Below are 16,276 nucleotides of genomic sequence, written 5' to 3' on the forward strand. Positions count from 1 at the left end.
CTTTCTTCGTATAATGGAGAAGTATGAATTTTAGATTTGTATTAATTTTACATATTGAGGTGAAAAAGGAATGAATTCGCGGCTAATGGAACTTATTGATGTGAGTACAATAGAAACCATGGCAGAACAATTTTATAAATTAACTAACATATCACATCAACTTCTTGATGCTGAAAAAGAGTGTATTTTTTCATTCGGAATGAATGAGATAATTAAGAGTAAACTTCCAAAGATTGAAATCCCCATTTTCTTATACAATCAACATTTAGGATCTTTTGTTGTATGGTCCAAAAAAAGCGAAATTTTCAGTTGTCAAAAATACTTTGAAATGCTCTCAAGTTTAATTTTAGATGGCGCAATAAAAGTAATTCAAAGTAAAAAAACAACGTTGCTTTCTCAGAAAGAGGAGGAACTACATACGATTTTACAAAACATGCCTGTTATGGTCGATGCGCTTGATTATAATGGAGATTTTGTTTTGTGGAACCGAGAATGTGAAATTGTAACAGGTTATACCGCTGAAGAAATAATTGGAAATCCAAATGCACTTCAATTATTATATCCTGATCATAGTTATCGCCAGCAAATACAAAAGAAATTTTTAACTTGTGGAAAAAATTTCAGAGATTGGGAAATGCACTTAACATGTAAAAATGGTGAAATCAAAACAATAATGTGGTCTAATATATCAGAACAGTTTCCTGTAACAGGATATAGTTATTGGGCTGTTGGTGTAGATATTACACATTTAAAAGCGATAGAAGAGCAGTTAAAACAACAAACATCTGAACTGGAATTAATATTTAAAGCTTTACCAGATTTATGTTTCTTAACAGAAGATGATGGCACAATTATAGATTACAAAGCAGGATCTCCTACAAAGTTTTACGTACCCGCAGAAGCTTTTATGGGAAAAAAGTTTTACGAAGTATTACCATCTTCAGTAGTACAGCAGTTTCAGGAAGCCATTAATCAAGTGAAGGAAAAAGGAACGAATGTAATTGTAGAATATCCACTCACACTTAATGGAAGTATTGATTTCTTTGAAGCTAGGTGCTTACCATTATTACATGATAAAATTATGATTATTGTACGTGACATTACAGAGCGAAAAAAGACAGAAGAATTGCTAAACAAATCAGATACGCTTGCAGCAATTGGTCAATTAGCAGCTGGGGTAGCTCATGAAGTAAGAAATCCCTTAACTGTAATTAAAGGTTTTATACAGTTATTCCAAATTAATAAAGAAGATCAAGAAAGATATTTTGATCTTATGCTTTCTGAAATTGAAAGGATAGAAGCGATCCTGCAAGAATTTTTGTCAATTGCTAAAACAGATGAGATAAATACAGAAAAGAAAAATATTTATCAAATTTTTAAAAATGTCGTATCGTTAATGAATACAAAAGCAATTATGACAAATATTCAAGTTGAACTATTTACGGATGACAAAGATATAATTATTGAATGCTCGGAAAATCAATTGAAACAAGTATTTATTAATATTTTGCAAAATTCAATCGAAGCTATGCCAAATGGTGGGGAAATTTCAATTCACATAAAAGAAATAAATGATGATGGTGTCATCATTCATGTAATAGATGAAGGAATAGGAATACCTGAAGAAAGAATTAAGAGATTAGGTGAACCTTTTTATAGTACGAAAGAAAAAGGGACTGGTATTGGATTAATGTTAAGTTATAAAATTATTGAAAGTCATCAAGGGACAATTAGTATCATGAGCGAGGTTGGTGTCGGGACAACAGTAACAATTTACTTACCGAAAGTACAAAGTAAACAATCTTTTTCTAATTGTGACGATAAATGTATAGCAATACGCACTAGTAGTAATTCTTAAATCAATTAATACCCAATAACAAAGCGATTAGTGAAAGCTAATCTTTTTGTTATTGGGTATTTTTTATATTTAATTTAGTAAACTTTATCTTTTCTTTACATTTGTTTTAATTTCTATTAAGTTTTAAACATTATATTAATATTTGTACAAAGCAATGTATAAAAATTGTACATTACTTTTAATATAGAAAAGTGATTATTATTTGGAATATTGTAAGGAGGAGATTATGACAAGGTGAAAAAACAAGAGAAGAAGAGTGGTAGAGTAGTACCTCTCCGGTTAAATATTTTATTCCTTTGTGTTTTTTTATTATTTTCTGGCATCATTATTCAGTTAGGAAAAGTGCAAATCTTTGATGGAGAAACATATAAAAATGAAGTAGAGAAGAGAGAAAATGCAACCGTGGGCCTTTCTGTACCACGTGGGAAAATATTTGATCGTGAAGGAAATCCAGTAGTTGATAATAAGTCTTTACGTACGATTACATATACAAAGGTGAAAGGTGTAAAACAAGAAGAAATATTAAAATCAGCAAGACAACTTGCAGACATTATTGAAATGCCGCAAGAAGATATAGATAAGTTAACTGAGACTGATAAGAAAGACTTTTGGATGCAATTAAATCCAGAACTTACTCAAGACTTAGTATCAAAAAAAGAAATAGATAAGTTCCGAGATAAGGATATTACCGGAAAAGAGCTAGACAAAAAAATAGAAGATTTAAAAAGGAAGCGCGTTACAGATAAAAATCTTCAAGAACTAACGGCTAAAGATATAGAAGTGTTAGCTATTAAAAGTAAAATGACCTCAGGTTTTCAGATGGCACCTCAAATTATTAAAAAGGACGTTAGTGAACAGGAATATGCGGTGATTAGTGAAAATTTAGCGAAACTTCCAGGGGTAGACGCATCAGTTGATTGGGAGAGAATCTATGTAAATGATGGTCTATTCCGTTCCGTTCTTGGTAACGTTTCAAATGCTGATGAAGGATTGCCACGTGAAAGATTAGATTATTATTTAGTGCGTGATTATAGCCGAAATGATAGGGTCGGCAAAAGTTATATCGAACAGCAATACGAAGATGTACTTCATGGTACGAAAAAAGAAGTAAGAAGCATTGCTGATAAACAAGGCAATACAATGAGAACGGAAACGGTTTCGGAAGGAAAAAGCGGTAAAAATTTAACTTTAACCATAGATATGGAATTGCAAAAAAAAGTAGAGGAGAGTATAGAAAAAATATTAAAACAATATAAAGGATCAGAATCAATGTTAGACCGTGCTTTCGTAGTGATGATGAATCCTAAAAATGGCCAAGTATTATCAATGGCTGGGAAAAGGCTTGTAGAAAAAGATGGGAAAATGGAAGTAGAAGATTATGCTTTAGGCACGCTGACAAGTTCATATGAGCTTGGATCAACGGTTAAAGGTGCGACAGTGTTAACAGGGTTTGAAACAAATGCAATAACTCCTGGAACACATTTTTATGATGCACCTATGAAGTTTAAAGGAACTAAGGAAAAGAAGTCTTGGAAAAATTTTGGTGATATAGACGATCTAAGAGCGTTACAAGTTTCTTCAAACGTTTATATGTTTAATATAGCATTAAAAATTGCTGGTGTGGATTATGTGAAAAATAGTTCACTAGATATTAAACAAGAATATTTTGATAAAATGAGATATTATTTCAGGCAATTTGGACTAGGCGTACAAACTGGTATTGATTTACCGAATGAAACTGCAGGACAAATTGGAAGAAAAGATAATCAGCCTGGTTTCTTATTAGATTATTCTATTGGACAATATGATACATATACACCACTTCAGCTTGCACAATATATTTCGACTATCGCAAATGGAGGGTATCGAATGAAACCACAAATTGTTCAAGAGATTAGAGAACAAACCGTTCAAAAAGATGAGGTTGGTAAAGTAGTACAATCAATAGAACCCGTTGTTTTAAATAGAATCGATATGAAACAAGAATATATTAATCAAGTAAAAGAAGGATTTAGAAAAGTATTTCAAGAAGGAGATGGAACGGGAGTAAGAGCGTTCCAAAAAGCACCATATAAACCAGCTGGTAAAACAGGAACCGCACAAACTGTATATGGTGGAGAAAATGAAATTGGGCGAAATGCGAAAGGCGATCGTAGAGAATGTTATAACTTAACATTAGCTGGATATGCGCCATATGATGATCCAGAAGTAGCATTTTCTGTTGTAGTACCGTGGGTTGAAAATGATAAATCGGGCATTAACTCCGATATTGGAAAAGAAGTTTTAGATGCTTATTTTGATTTGAAAAATAAGCGATTAACTGGTGAAGCGCCAAAAACAGATGCCTCTAAAGAGAATTAAAATGGACGAAACGTCTCTAGCATTCATGTGAACTAGAGGCGTTTTTATCTGGGAATAGATTAGAAATGAGGTATATATGAAGCCGTTTATTCTAAAATATTGGAGGAACATATGTAGCTACATCTTAATTATAATAGGGGTTATTTTTATTAATAAGTCATTTTTATTTTGTATGGTAGAAGGAATTTCGATGCAACCTACTTTGAATGAAAAAGATTATATACTTGTTAATAAGGTAAACGTCTGTTTATCGTCTTTTCATCATGGAGATGTTGTCATTATAAAAAAAGAAGACGAGCCTACTTACTATGTGAAACGAATTATTGGATTATCGGGGGATAACATACAACTAAAAGAGGATGAGGTATTTATTAACGGTAAAAAGCGTGATGAATCGTATATACATTTAGATATGTCACAAGTATCCAATCGTTTTTCAAATTTGAGAGAAATAAAAGTTCCTACGCATAAATTATTTGTGTTAGGGGATAATCGTAATCATAGTAAAGATAGTAGGAATACACTTGGACTTATTGATGAGTCAAATATAATAGGTAAAGTAGAAATGGTATTTTATCCATTTGATCATATAAAATGGAAAAAATAATTCTATTAACTATTCACGTTTTATAAAATAAATCATATATTGATAGCATAGGACAAGCAGAGAAGCTTGTTCTAACCTCACAGAACACTCCTTATCACGGTTAGGCATCTACATAGGTAGATGCTTTTTTTATGTTGATGACTGAAAATTATTTATCAACATAATGTAGCAAGCATTTTAGGACTATTAGGGGACGATTACATGTACAAATAACAGTATGCTTTAATTAAAACAGTGAAATGTAAGGAGTGAGGAATAAGTGCTAAATATTTTAGTAGTTAATTTTCCAGCAGAGGGACATGTAAACCCTACATTAAATTTAGTGAAAGCCTTTACTGAACGAGGGGATAACGTACATTATATTACAACTGCAAACTTTAAAGATAGGATTGAAGATTTAGGAGCTACTGTACATACACATCCGGATCTATTAAAGGAGATTTCTATTGATGCTGAAACCTCATCTGGGTTAAATGCTTTCTTTCATGTGCATGTTCAAACTTCTTTATATATATTAGAAATTACGAAACAATTAAGTGAAAGCATAAATTTTGATTTCGTAATTTATGATATATTTGGTGCGGGAGAGTTAGTAAAGGAGTATTTACAAGTTCCAGGTGTAGTGTCCTCGCCTATATTTTTAATTCCTTCAGAGTTTTTGAAGACATTACCTTTTCATCCAAATGCAGATATACCATTCCAACCAGAGGAGATCTCTGAAAAATTACTAAACCAGATGGAACATGAATTTGGAGTAAAACCAAAGAATAATCTTCAATTTATGAATAATAAGGGTGATGTTTGTCTCGTATACACAAGTCGTTATTTCCAACCTAATAGCGAATCGTTCGGAGAAAATAACATTTTTATTGGACCGAGTATTTCAAAGCGTAAAACAAATATAAAGTTTCCACTGGAATCACTTAAAGAGAAGAAAGTTATTTATATTTCAATGGGAACACTGCTTGAAGGACTCGAACCATTCTTTAATACTTGTATTGATACTTTTTCAGATTTTGATGGGATAGTTGTAATGGCAATTGGTGATAGAAATGATATTTCTAAAATTAAGAAAGCACCAGATAATTTTATAATTGCTCCATACGTACCTCAATCAGAAATATTAAATGAAGCGGATGTTTTTATTACACATGGCGGCATGAATAGCGTACACGATGCCATTCATTATAATGTCCCATTTGTAATAATACCGCATGATAAAGATCAGCCTATGATAGCGCAAAGATTAACTGAACTGGAAGCAGCGCGTAGACTATTGAAAGAACATGTTAATGTGCACTCTTTAAAAGAGGCTGTAACAGATGTTCTTTCAAACGAAAAGTATAAGCATGGTATACGAAAACTTAATGATAGCTTTTTAGAATGTGGTGGTTCAAAAGAAGTAATTGCAGTTATTGAATCTCTTTTAAATAAAGTGAAACTTTAATCGTTGGGGGTTTTACTGCCCGTAAATAGCGGGGGAAATAGTCGTAACTATATACAAGCATAGAGGTTCGTACCTTTATGCTTGTATATTCTTATCCAGCAAATTGCACAGCAGTATTTGCATGTAAAAAAGCAGTATCAAAAACGGGAACAGTAAGATCATTTTGGGAGATGAGTAAAGGTATTTCAGTACAGCCTAATAGTATACCTTCAGCGCCGTTTTGAATTAATGACTTTGTAATTTGTAATAGCTTTTCTTTAGATGCTTCTGAAATGATCCCTTTACTTAATTCATCTAATATGACATGATGGATAACTGTTCTTTCCTCTTCATTTGGGATAATTGTCTCAATGTTATATTTCGCTAATCGTGATTTATAGAAATCTTGCTCCATCGTTTGTTTTGTTCCTAATAGTCCGATACGTTTTATATTTTGTTTTACCATTTCTTTAGCACTTACATCGCCAATGTGAAGAAGCGGGATAGAGATTGCTTGTTCTACTTCTTCGGCAAATAGATGTACAGTATTTGAACACATTAATAAACAGTCAGCCCCAGATTTTTCAACCTTCTTTGCAACCGTGACTAGTTCATTTTTTACTTCTTCATATTGATGGTTTTGTAATAAAGTAGTTACTTCTCCAAAGTCCATACTATATAAAACTAGCTTCGCATTTTGATCGTATTGAGAGAGTGTAAGTGTATTAATATGTTTATAGTATAATGATGTAGATTCCCAACTTAATCCCCCAATTAAACCAATAACTTTCATAATGCATTCCTCCCGAAACGATTTTGAATTTATTATTTCATAATTCCGATAAGAATACAATGATTTAAATGTACTATTTAACGAAAAATAAAAATAGTTAGAAAAGTATTGAAATTTATGCTTTTTAGTGCCATAATACGAATTACAAATTAATACTTATCCAGAGAGGTGGAGGGAACGGCCCTAAGAAACCTCAGCAACCCCTATGCAATTTTATAGGAAGGTGCTAATTCCGCAGAGGACACGATGTGTTTTTTGAAAGATAAGAGGATTCTTGAACGTGAAAGAAAATGACCTCTTATGTAAGAGGTCATTTTTTTGTTGTATAGAAAGGAAGTGTCGATGCATAATTCATTTTCAAAATAAATATAGAATAATAAAAGTTGACCAATATGAGAGGGGAATTGTAATGAATAAATTATCAACAAAGTTAGTAGTAGCAATCGGGATTGGAGCAGCCTTATACGGGATATTAGGACTTTGGGGATTTTCTATTGCACCGAATACATTTATTAAACCAGCATTAGCTATATTAACTGTTTTTGGAGCATTATTTGGTCCAGTGGCAGGACTCTTAATCGGACTTATCGGTCATACCGTAACAGATACGATTGCTGGCTGGGGGATATGGTGGGGCTGGGTTATTAGTTCAGGGATTATTGGTTTTTCAATGGGTCTTATTCAAAAAAGAGTTGGTTTTAGTGTGAAAAACGGGTCATTTAACAAGGGAGATATTTCTTATTTAGCAATTACTGGGTTAGTTGGTATTGTCATTGCTATTATATTTGCTGGGGCATTCGATATTATTGTGATGGGAGAACCATTTGACAAAATTGTTATACAAGTATTAGGAGCAACAATTTCCGATGTTATCGTATTCTTAGTTCTTGGATTGCCACTTACAATTGGCTTGGCGAAATCCAATAAGAAACATGCACATTTAAAAATTGAAAAGTAGGGATGTTAACATGCAACCAATTATTTCGTTTGAACAATTCACCTTTCAATACGGGCATGCTGCGCAGCCTACTTTAAGTGATATTACCTTTCATATATACCCTGGGGAAAAAGTGCTAATTGCTGGACGAAGTGGTTCAGGAAAGTCGACATTAGCTCATTGTATCAATGGGCTAATTCCATTTTCTTATGAAGGGATTAGTACAGGTAACGTATTAATTGCCGGTAAAGACCCGAGGGAAGGCAGTATTTTTGAACAGAGTAAACATGTGGGAACAATTTTGCAAGATCAAGATGCTCAATTTATTGGTCTGACAGTAGAAGAAGATGTAGCTTTTTATTTAGAAAATGAATGTGTAAATCAAGAGGATATGAAAAAGATTGTTTCGGACTCATTAAGAAAGGTGAAGATGCATACGTTTCATAAACAAAGTCCACATGAATTATCAGGAGGTCAAAAACAAACAGTTTCTCTTGCTGGTTTATTAACAACAAATGCGGATATATTATTGTTCGATGAACCGTTAGCGAACTTAGATCCGCTAAGCGCCTTACATACGATAGAACTTATGAAAGATATACATGAGCAATATAATAAAACGATTGTTATTATCGAACATAGAATAGAAGAAATTTTAAAGCTGGATTTAGACAAAGTTATATTAATTGATGAAGGTAAAGTCATTGCAATAGGAACACCAAAAGAAATCTTAGCGTCAAATATATTACCATGTATTGGCTTAAGAGAGCCTATTTACATCGAAGCATTAAAGAGATTACATTTTGATAGTAATAATGACGTAATATATCCAATGGAAAACCTTCAAAAGGAAAAGGTAAGCAACGTTATAAGAGAGTGGATGGAGAAACAAGTCATATTAAAAGGTAATACTAAAAACAAGGAATTACTTAAAGTGGAGAATTTATCATTTTCATACCCTAATAAACAAAAAGTATTAGAAAATGTAAACCTTTCAATATATGAAGGAGAAATTGTGGCACTGTTGGGACATAATGGAGCAGGGAAATCAACATTAGCTCATAGTCTTATAGGCATAAACAAAATGAAAAATGGGGAAATCTTGTTAGAGGGTGAAGATATTAGTTCTTGGTCTATTCGTAAACGTGGGGAAACCATATCTTACGTGATGCAAAATCCAAATCATATGATTACACAGCCCACTGTTTTTGAAGAAGTTTCATTTACATTAAAATTAAATAATTTTTCTAAGGAAGAAATTAAGAATAGAGTAGAAGAAACTTTAAAAATTTGTGGTTTATATCCATTTCGTAATTGGCCAATTCAAGCGCTAAGCTATGGGCAAAAAAAGAGAGTAACAATCGCATCTGTATTAACAATAGATCCCAAGCTTATCATATTAGATGAACCGACAGCGGGACAAGATTATTATCATTATAAACAATTTATGTCGTTTATTAAAAAACTAGCTAAAAAGGGAATCTCATTTGTTTTTATCACTCACGATATGAATCTCGCACTAGAATATGCAGACCGTGCAGTAGTTCTACATGAAGGGAAAATTATTGCGGATAATACAGTGTCTAATGTATTTGGTGATCAAGAAACCTTACAAAGAGCCAACTTAAGAGAGAGTTCTTTAACCAAGCTTGTTAAATTTAGTGGGATTGTATGTCCAGAAAAATTTATGGAGCTTTATTTAGACAGTAATAGGAGGGAGGAAGGTGCATAGTACATATTTTCATCGTATGGATGGGGTAGTAAAATTGTTTTTATTTATTTTTTGTATGACGATTACTTTTTTGTTTTTTGATTTTAGGTTGTTGCTAATTTTATTTATTATTGGGTGTATTGGACTCGGAATTGCTAAAATTCCATTTCGTAAAATTTTAATTGTTTTTAGTGTCATATTTACATTTAGTTTATTAAACTCTGTCATGATTTTATTTATTACACCCACTTATGGATCTGAATTAACTGAATCATATACCTCGTTTTTACATATTGGATATGCAACAATTACATATGAAACATTATTTTATGCAGCTACACTTTCATTAAAGTATTTTACGTTATTACCATTTACACTTCTTTTTATTTACACGACAGATTCAAGTGAATTTGTAAGTAGTTTAAGTAAATTTGGTATTCATTATAAGATTACATATGCAATAAATATTGCACTGCGTTATATTCCTGACATCCAGTCTGAGTATAAAATTATTAAACACGCGCAAGAAGCGAGAGGAGTGGCTTTTGAAAAAGGAGAAGCAAGTTTATGGGTTCGTATGAAGAACCGTGTTTTAATTTTCTGGCCACTAATCATTCATTCTCTAGAAAGAATAGATACGGTTTCAAATGCAATGGATTTAAGAGGATTTGGAAAGAAGGATAAACGTACATGGTTTTATACAAGTAAGGCGAAACGTGAAGATTTCATCGCTTTATTTGCCGGTGTTTTCATATTCATTGTTGCCGTATATTTAAAATTAAACGTATTTCAAAATTTTTGGTATCCATTTTAAAGCACTCTTTAAACGAGTGCTTTTACTTATTTTTATGTAGACATGCTCAAAAAAGGGATATACACATAATGTATAATACGAACCAGTTAAAATGATCAACTACCTATTAGTTTTCAAACCAAAAGGAGGAGAAAATATGAGTTACGGTGGTTCTTGTGGTTTTGGTGGAGGTTTCGCTTTATTAGTTGTGTTATTCATTCTATTAATAATTGTAGGATGCAGCTGCTGGGGCGGAGGATACTAATTTTTAATTAGTCTTCACAAATGTAAACTAAAAAACATTGAAGATACTTATGTATCGAAACAAATAAAAAAGGAGCGACTATGCTCCTTTTTTATTTGTTTTAATGCGTATTCTTACTATATTTTGGGAACGTAATCGTTAAAGTCGTTCCTTTACTAACGATACTTCGGATTTTTAAACTTCCATACATCGTCTCAATAATCTTAACAGCAACCATCGTACCTAAACCGGTGCCTTTCGTTTTTGTACTAAAATACGGTTCACCGAATCGATGTATTTGCTCCTGTGACATTCCAACTCCACTATCTTCAATTCGTATTTCAACTTTACTATTATTGATAGATGAGGAAATATTTAAGGTACCACCATTAGGCATTGCTTCAATACTGTTTTTTATTAAGTTTAAAAAACATTGTTGAAAGTGTTGTTTATTACCAACAATGGTTGCCTCAGAAAAATCCTGTGTAATATGTATCGTATTCATATTACACAATGGCAATATCATATTAATAACTCGATTTAACTCTTGTTTTACTGAAATTTGATCTAATTTTTCTGGAGAAGGTTTGGCAAACGTTAAGTAATCATCGATAATTTCTTGGGCACGATTTAACTCTTCAAGTATATGTTTAATATATTCGTCTCTTGATTCAGGAGTTAAATTTGGTGTTTTTAAAAGCTGTGTAAATCCTTTTACAACCGTTAAAGGATTCCTTACTTCGTGCGATATACTTGCAGCGAGTTGGCTAACAATCTCCATTTTTTCCATTTTAATTAATTTTGAGCGCATTAATACAGCATCTTTAATAACTTCATTTATATAAACAATAAATAACATTAAAGTAGTCGGTAATACCATGAAATAAATAATATACAAATTATTCACTTCAAAATCTGATAAAGTTAATACAATTACAGTTGTAAATATTGCTAGGAAAAAGGTTAAAAACATGGAAAAAGCTACTTTAAGCTTTCTATTATATGTATTAAATTTTGAAGATGCGAGTGCTGTAACGATGAACATTATTCCGTAAACAACGACTGTTAGCATATTAAAGCCATAAAATATAAATCTTGTAATTAATAAAATTGTAAACAATATGATACCGACAGGGAATCCACCATAAAGCGTACCTATTATGACCGGAATTTGTCTTAAATCATGAATACAACTTTCATCCATATAGATAGGGTATCGCATACATAAAATAAGCGGGATACTAGAACAAAGGGTAATCAGTAATATTTTGTATTTTTTTAAATAATGCCTGCTATCATATATGAAATAAAAAACAAATATACTACATAAAATGTATAGAAGGTTATTTAATACGTTTTGGTTAATATAAACAAAGTCCATAATATTTGCCTCGTTATTCTGAATTTACTTAACATATGTATTATACATGATAACATGTGTTAGGATGTATAAACCTTGTTCATACAAGATTTATTTAGCTTTTTTTATAAAATGCAAACATTAGCTATTCAAAGATACTTTTACCAAAACTTTTTACTGCTTCTTTCTGCATGTTCGGTAAAACATGGTGGGTTATGTTGCTACTATAAGAAACGTAGGTATTCTTTTTTAAACTCATCCTTTTAATTTCTAGCCACTGAACGAGATAGTCTTTTAAAGTAAGCTTAGACGGTTCCACAAAAGTCCCTTCATTTAAATCCGTAATCTTTTTCGCCACATTTTTTACTGCTTCTTTTTTGTCTTATAACCAGAAAAACACTAAGTACTTATTTCCTCTTTTTCGAATATGTCCTTTCACTTAAAACACTCCTTCATTTTGTTTTGAATTATATTGTATAAGTCTAGTTGTAATGTTGCTACTTTGAAAATTGCATAGTTGGACATATGAGCGATGGATATATTTTACCATATATGAACAAATTCAGTTATAGGATATGATATGTAAGTTACTGCTAATTTTATATTTACAATATACTGAAAATTAAGTAATGCAAAAAATGGAAATATAAAATAATGCAAGGGGGAAAGAAAATGAAAAAGGTTTTTGTAGTGTTTTTTGTACTAGCATTCGCATTTATGTCTATCAATTCTTCAAAAGTTATGGCTTACGGAAATCATAAAGCGGATCTTTATACAAGCGGCGGATCTCAATTATTGAATTATGTTGGATCTAAACAACCTTTATATAATGATCCTGGTAACCCAAATGTAGTAGGTTATGTTGCTTATCAACCTGTTAAAGTAAAACAAGCATGGTATTTAATTAATACATTGTTAGGACAAAAATGGATAGGTTATAACCTTTAAAAAGCACTCATAATGAGTGCTTTTTTTATTTATATATAAGTCTAGTTATAATTTTGGTGCTATGAAAATTACATATTTGGACATATGAGTGATGGATATATTTTATCATATTTAGATTGTTATTAAGGAATAAAAAAAGAGCCATAGGACCTCTTTTTTTGCTGTATTCATGGAAATAAAATTAAAAGCGTTATTTTATTATAAAAAAATAGGTGACTCAACAATTGTGCTAGCCGAGTCACCTAGTACTATCGAACCAAATAATGTACTTTTTCTATATGTAGTTATGGGGAGTTCTTAGAGGCTAGCCCAATAGACAGTTAAGGGACAAATAAAATCATTTTAGAGAGTTTTACATTTTGTTATGTTAATGCTACAACAGCAAGAGTTAAGCCCAACGTATTTAATGTATTAGAATATGGTCCTACATTAACAGTAAGAGTACTTGTTATACCTGGAGGTGTAGTGAAAATTGCGGGTGCTGATACAGAAGTGAATCCGGCTGTATATCCTAGAGAAGTACCTGAGCCAATGATAGGATTATTATTCAGATACATAGTTATACCTGCCGAATTACCTCCTGGTTGAATAATAACTTGCACTTCATAGATTGCCAAATAGGTTCTTCCACCTTCAAGTAAAACAGTTGTTGGTGGTGTGAATGAGATTGCCGTACCATTAGAATTTACCACGGTATCTAGTGGAATCGCAGAGTTTACAGAAACTATTGATGGGGTAGTTTGAACAACATTTAAACTGTTAGCCGTGGGAGATGGACAAGAACAAGGTTTGTGAATGTTAGAGTTGTTATCATTTTGGTAATTCACAAATAATCAAGCTCCTTTGCGTAAGATAATTTTTTATCTTATATAAAACGTAGCCTTTTTGTATCTAAGTTATTTTTAATAAGTTTTTAAAGATAAGTCGAATATTGTTGGTCAGTCGACTTTTGAAATTATTTGAAACTCTGGGATTTTAAAGTGCGTTTAATAAATATATATGAAAAATTTTTTAAGGACATTACTGTAAGTTAGGAAACATAATAAAAAACGGTAAAATGAGGGGAGTAAAAGGAAAAGAACCCTTTATATAAAGGGTTTTTCTGGTGATTTAATATATCAATTACATTCGTGGTAATATTCATCACATGAATCGTTATTATCGTTACAGTATATACAAAATGTTTTTTGAACAAATAAACTAACTACACTAGTAGAACCTTCCTGCTTTGTAAGAGTAAGACTTTGAAAATCTTCAACTTGAAATATTTTTGTTTGAACAGGTTGTAATGTAGTAGTAATTGGTACGCTAGATCTTCTTGTTAGAATAGTTACTTGAACGGGTGCACTCATCCCGACAACGAATAACTGAATTAATGTTTTATTATGATTGTTTGTAAAATCCTCAAATACAGTTTGTGGAGCGGTGGTTTCAAGGAAAACTGACACAGGTATATTTCCATTTGCATTTTCTGCAGAACCAGCTATCGTATGAGTTTCAATAAAACAGTTATTTTTTTGATTGTTGGAATGTGATTGGTTTTTATAATATTTTTTACCATCTTTATAAAAGTAATCAGCCATATGAATTTAAAGCTCCCTTCTTTTGGATATCTATATAGTCTATTTAATAAAGTGAAGTAGTGCTTGTACAACATAATAAAATCCGCTCTCGTAATTATCTAAAAATGTTATTTGGAAATTAAAGAGCGCCATTCAAGGCGCTCTCGGATAAACATTAATATTGAAAAAGAAATACCACATTATATTTTATGCATGTTCTTAATAAATGTGTAGTTTTTTAGCAAAATCCTTATTTGAAAACAAGAAGCCCTAGAGTTAGGGCTCTAAGGCTTCTTATTTTGGTATTCTCACATGGTTTTTCAAAAAGAATAGAACATATTGAAGATAACATGTGAATGTTTCATAAATGTATCAAAAAAGTGAACAAAATTGCTAGTGGAGAAGAAGCAGAAATGAAGTTTCTAATACGTAAGTACGTGAAAGGTATTATTTCCGGTGAATAAAATGCGCATGGGACACCTAATCATTATTTTATCGGGGGAAAAGAATATGTTATGAACTTGGTTGAATGAAAAAATGAAAATTTTACTTTTAGAGTGAAACTAAACAAAAACGCTATTTTATTAGAAAAGGAGAATGAAAATGGAGGTCCAGTTAATTCACGAACAAACATATAAAAGTCAGTATGATTTAGAAAGTGCAGTAGAAAAATTCTACGATAGTCTCCGAGAAGAATTCGGAATGGTTGAGGACGAGGATATCAAGCAATTTGACCATATAAGCAGAGTATTTGAAGCGACGGCCGTAATGGAGAATGGTTTGAAATTGAAGGTAGAAATATTCTTTGCGGATGATGCAGACGAAGATGAATCATGGGTTTGTAAAGCTTATCAAGTAGCTTAATAAAAACTTCATTTGAAAGGAAAGTGATCAGGGTGGAAGTTCAATATGATGCGCAGGGCCGAATGAAGTATCATCCTGATTACGATCCGAATCATAAGAAGCCGTATACAACGAAAGAATTAGCCTACATATGTAAGTATTATGGATTCGGAAAGGTGAAGGGAATTGCTTTAGCATTAGGAAGAACGGAATTAACGATAAGGCAGCTAGTAAATACTCTCCGGAAGAATGGAATGTTTGAAAAATATAAAACTATGGGTGAGTAATTACAATAAAAATTTCATTTTATAGAAATAAAAACCCTAGTTTCCTAGGGTAATGGTATAACTGCCAAATATATTTTATTCGTTTATATCGTAACTTAATATTACGTTAAATACATCAGGTAAATGAAACCAATTGTAGAAAATAAGAGCAGTTAGCAAAAGCTAACTGCTCATCTCCAAGGGGGAACAAGGAGAAAATCTAATGTCATATATAGTATTGACGTAATATTTAGTTTTATTCGTGAAGAATTACATTTAACTTAATGCATAACCAACGATTAAAGTTAGTGTTAAAAACACTGATAATAACAATGTTAGCAGAACTGTTACTATGCTTCTAAGCATTGCTATCCAATTACCTGCTTTAGAGAATCCTTTAATACCAGCAAAAAATTTATATTATGCTTCATAGGTTGCTCCTTTGTTATCAAAATATTTCTATTAAATTTTAATGGAAAATATAAGAAAAAGATAGTGGTTATAAATTGGAATGAATCTTTTAACAAAATAATCCTTTTGTTTAAAGAAAAATAAGCTACCAAGTTA

15 protein-coding genes, 2 pseudogenes and 1 riboswitch are annotated in these 16,276 nt (G+C 31.7%); of the genes and pseudogenes, 11 read left to right on the forward strand and 6 right to left on the reverse strand.

Annotation, left to right across the window (positions count from 1 at the left end; genetic code table 11):
• Window positions 1-70 precede the first annotated feature (70 nt).
• From MR167_RS00085 to MR167_RS00100, 4 genes are all read left to right on the forward strand, one after another.
• Window positions 71-1,858 (forward strand): PAS domain-containing sensor histidine kinase, encoded by a 1,788-nt coding sequence (locus MR167_RS00085; protein WP_001088546.1) that lies wholly within the window; start codon window positions 71-73, stop codon window positions 1,856-1,858.
• A gap of 234 nt (window positions 1,859-2,092) precedes the next feature.
• The gene (locus MR167_RS00090; RefSeq protein ID WP_000743779.1) at window positions 2,093-4,219 is read left to right on the forward strand and encodes a peptidoglycan D,D-transpeptidase FtsI family protein; all 2,127 of its coding nucleotides are present in this window, start codon (window positions 2,093-2,095) and stop codon (window positions 4,217-4,219) included.
• 76 nt (window positions 4,220-4,295) lie between these two features.
• A complete protein-coding gene (gene lepB / locus MR167_RS00095) occupies window positions 4,296-4,826 on the forward strand; it encodes a signal peptidase I (RefSeq protein WP_242313645.1) in 531 nt (176 codons plus the stop codon).
• Between the two features lie 259 nt (window positions 4,827-5,085).
• Window positions 5,086-6,273 (forward strand): macrolide family glycosyltransferase, encoded by a 1,188-nt coding sequence (locus tag MR167_RS00100; RefSeq protein WP_242313647.1) that lies wholly within the window; start codon window positions 5,086-5,088, stop codon window positions 6,271-6,273.
• 91 nt (window positions 6,274-6,364) lie between these two features.
• Here MR167_RS00100 and MR167_RS00105 read toward each other — a convergent pair whose 3' ends face one another.
• Window positions 6,365-7,045 (reverse strand): aspartate/glutamate racemase family protein, encoded by a 681-nt coding sequence (locus MR167_RS00105; RefSeq protein WP_000864388.1) that lies wholly within the window; start codon window positions 7,043-7,045, stop codon window positions 6,365-6,367.
• 153 nt (window positions 7,046-7,198) lie between these two features.
• Window positions 7,199-7,314, forward strand: a riboswitch (SAM riboswitch).
• Between the two features lie 140 nt (window positions 7,315-7,454).
• On the opposite strand from MR167_RS00105, the gene MR167_RS00110 reads away from it, so the two are divergent.
• The 4 genes from MR167_RS00110 (at window position 7,455) to MR167_RS00125 (ending at window position 10,751) form a co-directional block, all read left to right on the forward strand.
• On the forward strand, window positions 7,455-8,003 hold the full coding sequence (locus MR167_RS00110) for an ECF-type riboflavin transporter substrate-binding protein (RefSeq protein ID WP_001038209.1): 549 nt from the start codon (window positions 7,455-7,457) through the stop codon (window positions 8,001-8,003).
• Window positions 8,004-8,013: 10 nt separating this feature from the next.
• Window positions 8,014-9,714: an ABC transporter ATP-binding protein gene (locus MR167_RS00115; protein ID WP_001182502.1), complete on the forward strand. Its 1,701-nt coding sequence runs from the start codon at window positions 8,014-8,016 to the stop codon at window positions 9,712-9,714.
• Window positions 9,707-10,507 (forward strand): energy-coupling factor transporter transmembrane component T family protein, encoded by an 801-nt coding sequence (locus MR167_RS00120; RefSeq protein WP_000556368.1) that lies wholly within the window; start codon window positions 9,707-9,709, stop codon window positions 10,505-10,507. Before MR167_RS00115 ends, MR167_RS00120 begins: the two co-directional genes overlap by 8 nt.
• Before the next feature lie 136 nt (window positions 10,508-10,643).
• Complete coding sequence (locus tag MR167_RS00125) at window positions 10,644-10,751, forward strand: YjcZ family sporulation protein (protein WP_000120182.1); 108 nt, start codon at window positions 10,644-10,646, stop codon at window positions 10,749-10,751.
• 100 nt (window positions 10,752-10,851) lie between these two features.
• On the opposite strand, the gene MR167_RS00130 is transcribed toward MR167_RS00125, so the two are convergent.
• Entirely contained in the window at window positions 10,852-12,111 is a 1,260-nt protein-coding gene (locus MR167_RS00130) for a sensor histidine kinase (RefSeq protein ID WP_000348332.1), read from the reverse strand.
• Between the two features lie 169 nt (window positions 12,112-12,280).
• Window positions 12,281-12,529, reverse strand: a pseudogene (locus MR167_RS33270) (tyrosine-type recombinase/integrase); the annotation flags it as partial.
• A gap of 233 nt (window positions 12,530-12,762) precedes the next feature.
• Here MR167_RS33270 and MR167_RS00140 point away from each other — a divergent pair.
• Window positions 12,763-13,038, forward strand: a complete 276-nt coding sequence (locus MR167_RS00140) for a hypothetical protein (RefSeq protein WP_000755350.1) — start codon at window positions 12,763-12,765, stop codon at window positions 13,036-13,038.
• Window positions 13,039-13,400: 362 nt separating this feature from the next.
• On the opposite strand, the gene MR167_RS00145 is transcribed toward MR167_RS00140, so the two are convergent.
• Both MR167_RS00145 and MR167_RS00150 read right to left on the reverse strand, forming a co-directional pair.
• Window positions 13,401-13,865 carry a hypothetical protein gene (locus tag MR167_RS00145; RefSeq protein ID WP_001109242.1) on the reverse strand — a complete coding sequence of 155 codons (465 nt, stop codon included), beginning with the start codon at window positions 13,863-13,865 and terminating at the stop codon, window positions 13,401-13,403.
• A gap of 291 nt (window positions 13,866-14,156) precedes the next feature.
• Window positions 14,157-14,621 (reverse strand): hypothetical protein, encoded by a 465-nt coding sequence (locus MR167_RS00150; protein WP_000796390.1) that lies wholly within the window; start codon window positions 14,619-14,621, stop codon window positions 14,157-14,159.
• 582 nt (window positions 14,622-15,203) lie between these two features.
• Here MR167_RS00150 and MR167_RS00155 point away from each other — a divergent pair.
• Both MR167_RS00155 and MR167_RS00160 read left to right on the forward strand, forming a co-directional pair.
• Window positions 15,204-15,464, forward strand: coding sequence for a hypothetical protein (locus MR167_RS00155; RefSeq protein WP_000453679.1), 261 nt, complete (start codon window positions 15,204-15,206; stop codon window positions 15,462-15,464).
• A gap of 32 nt (window positions 15,465-15,496) precedes the next feature.
• On the forward strand, window positions 15,497-15,730 hold the full coding sequence (locus tag MR167_RS00160; RefSeq protein WP_000453747.1) for a hypothetical protein: 234 nt from the start codon (window positions 15,497-15,499) through the stop codon (window positions 15,728-15,730).
• Window positions 15,731-15,985: 255 nt separating this feature from the next.
• Here MR167_RS00160 and MR167_RS33575 read toward each other — a convergent pair.
• Window positions 15,986-16,272, reverse strand: a pseudogene (locus MR167_RS33575) (hypothetical protein).
• Between the last annotated feature and the right edge of the window lie 4 nt (window positions 16,273-16,276).

The sequence above is a fragment of the Bacillus cereus group sp. BfR-BA-01355 genome (genome assembly GCF_022663675.1).
Classification (GTDB): domain Bacteria; phylum Bacillota; class Bacilli; order Bacillales; family Bacillaceae_G; genus Bacillus_A; species Bacillus_A thuringiensis_S.

What these genes read in the sequence shown, in the direction of transcription:
- MR167_RS00085 (WP_001088546.1), top strand. Translation starts at nt 71, where the DNA reads ATGAATTCGCGGCTAATGGAACTTATTGATGTGAGTACAATAGAAACC.
- lepB (WP_242313645.1), top strand. Translation starts at nt 4,296, where the DNA reads ATGAAGCCGTTTATTCTAAAATATTGGAGGAACATATGTAGCTACATC.
- MR167_RS00105 (WP_000864388.1), bottom strand. Translation starts at nt 7,045, where the DNA reads ATGAAAGTTATTGGTTTAATTGGGGGATTAAGTTGGGAATCTACATCA.
- MR167_RS00110 (WP_001038209.1), top strand. Translation starts at nt 7,455, where the DNA reads ATGAATAAATTATCAACAAAGTTAGTAGTAGCAATCGGGATTGGAGCA.
- MR167_RS00115 (WP_001182502.1), top strand. Translation starts at nt 8,014, where the DNA reads ATGCAACCAATTATTTCGTTTGAACAATTCACCTTTCAATACGGGCAT.
- MR167_RS00125 (WP_000120182.1), top strand. Translation starts at nt 10,644, where the DNA reads ATGAGTTACGGTGGTTCTTGTGGTTTTGGTGGAGGTTTCGCTTTATTA.
- MR167_RS00130 (WP_000348332.1), bottom strand. Translation starts at nt 12,111, where the DNA reads ATGGACTTTGTTTATATTAACCAAAACGTATTAAATAACCTTCTATAC.
- MR167_RS00140 (WP_000755350.1), top strand. Translation starts at nt 12,763, where the DNA reads ATGAAAAAGGTTTTTGTAGTGTTTTTTGTACTAGCATTCGCATTTATG.
- MR167_RS00150 (WP_000796390.1), bottom strand. Translation starts at nt 14,621, where the DNA reads ATGGCTGATTACTTTTATAAAGATGGTAAAAAATATTATAAAAACCAA.
- MR167_RS00155 (WP_000453679.1), top strand. Translation starts at nt 15,204, where the DNA reads ATGGAGGTCCAGTTAATTCACGAACAAACATATAAAAGTCAGTATGAT.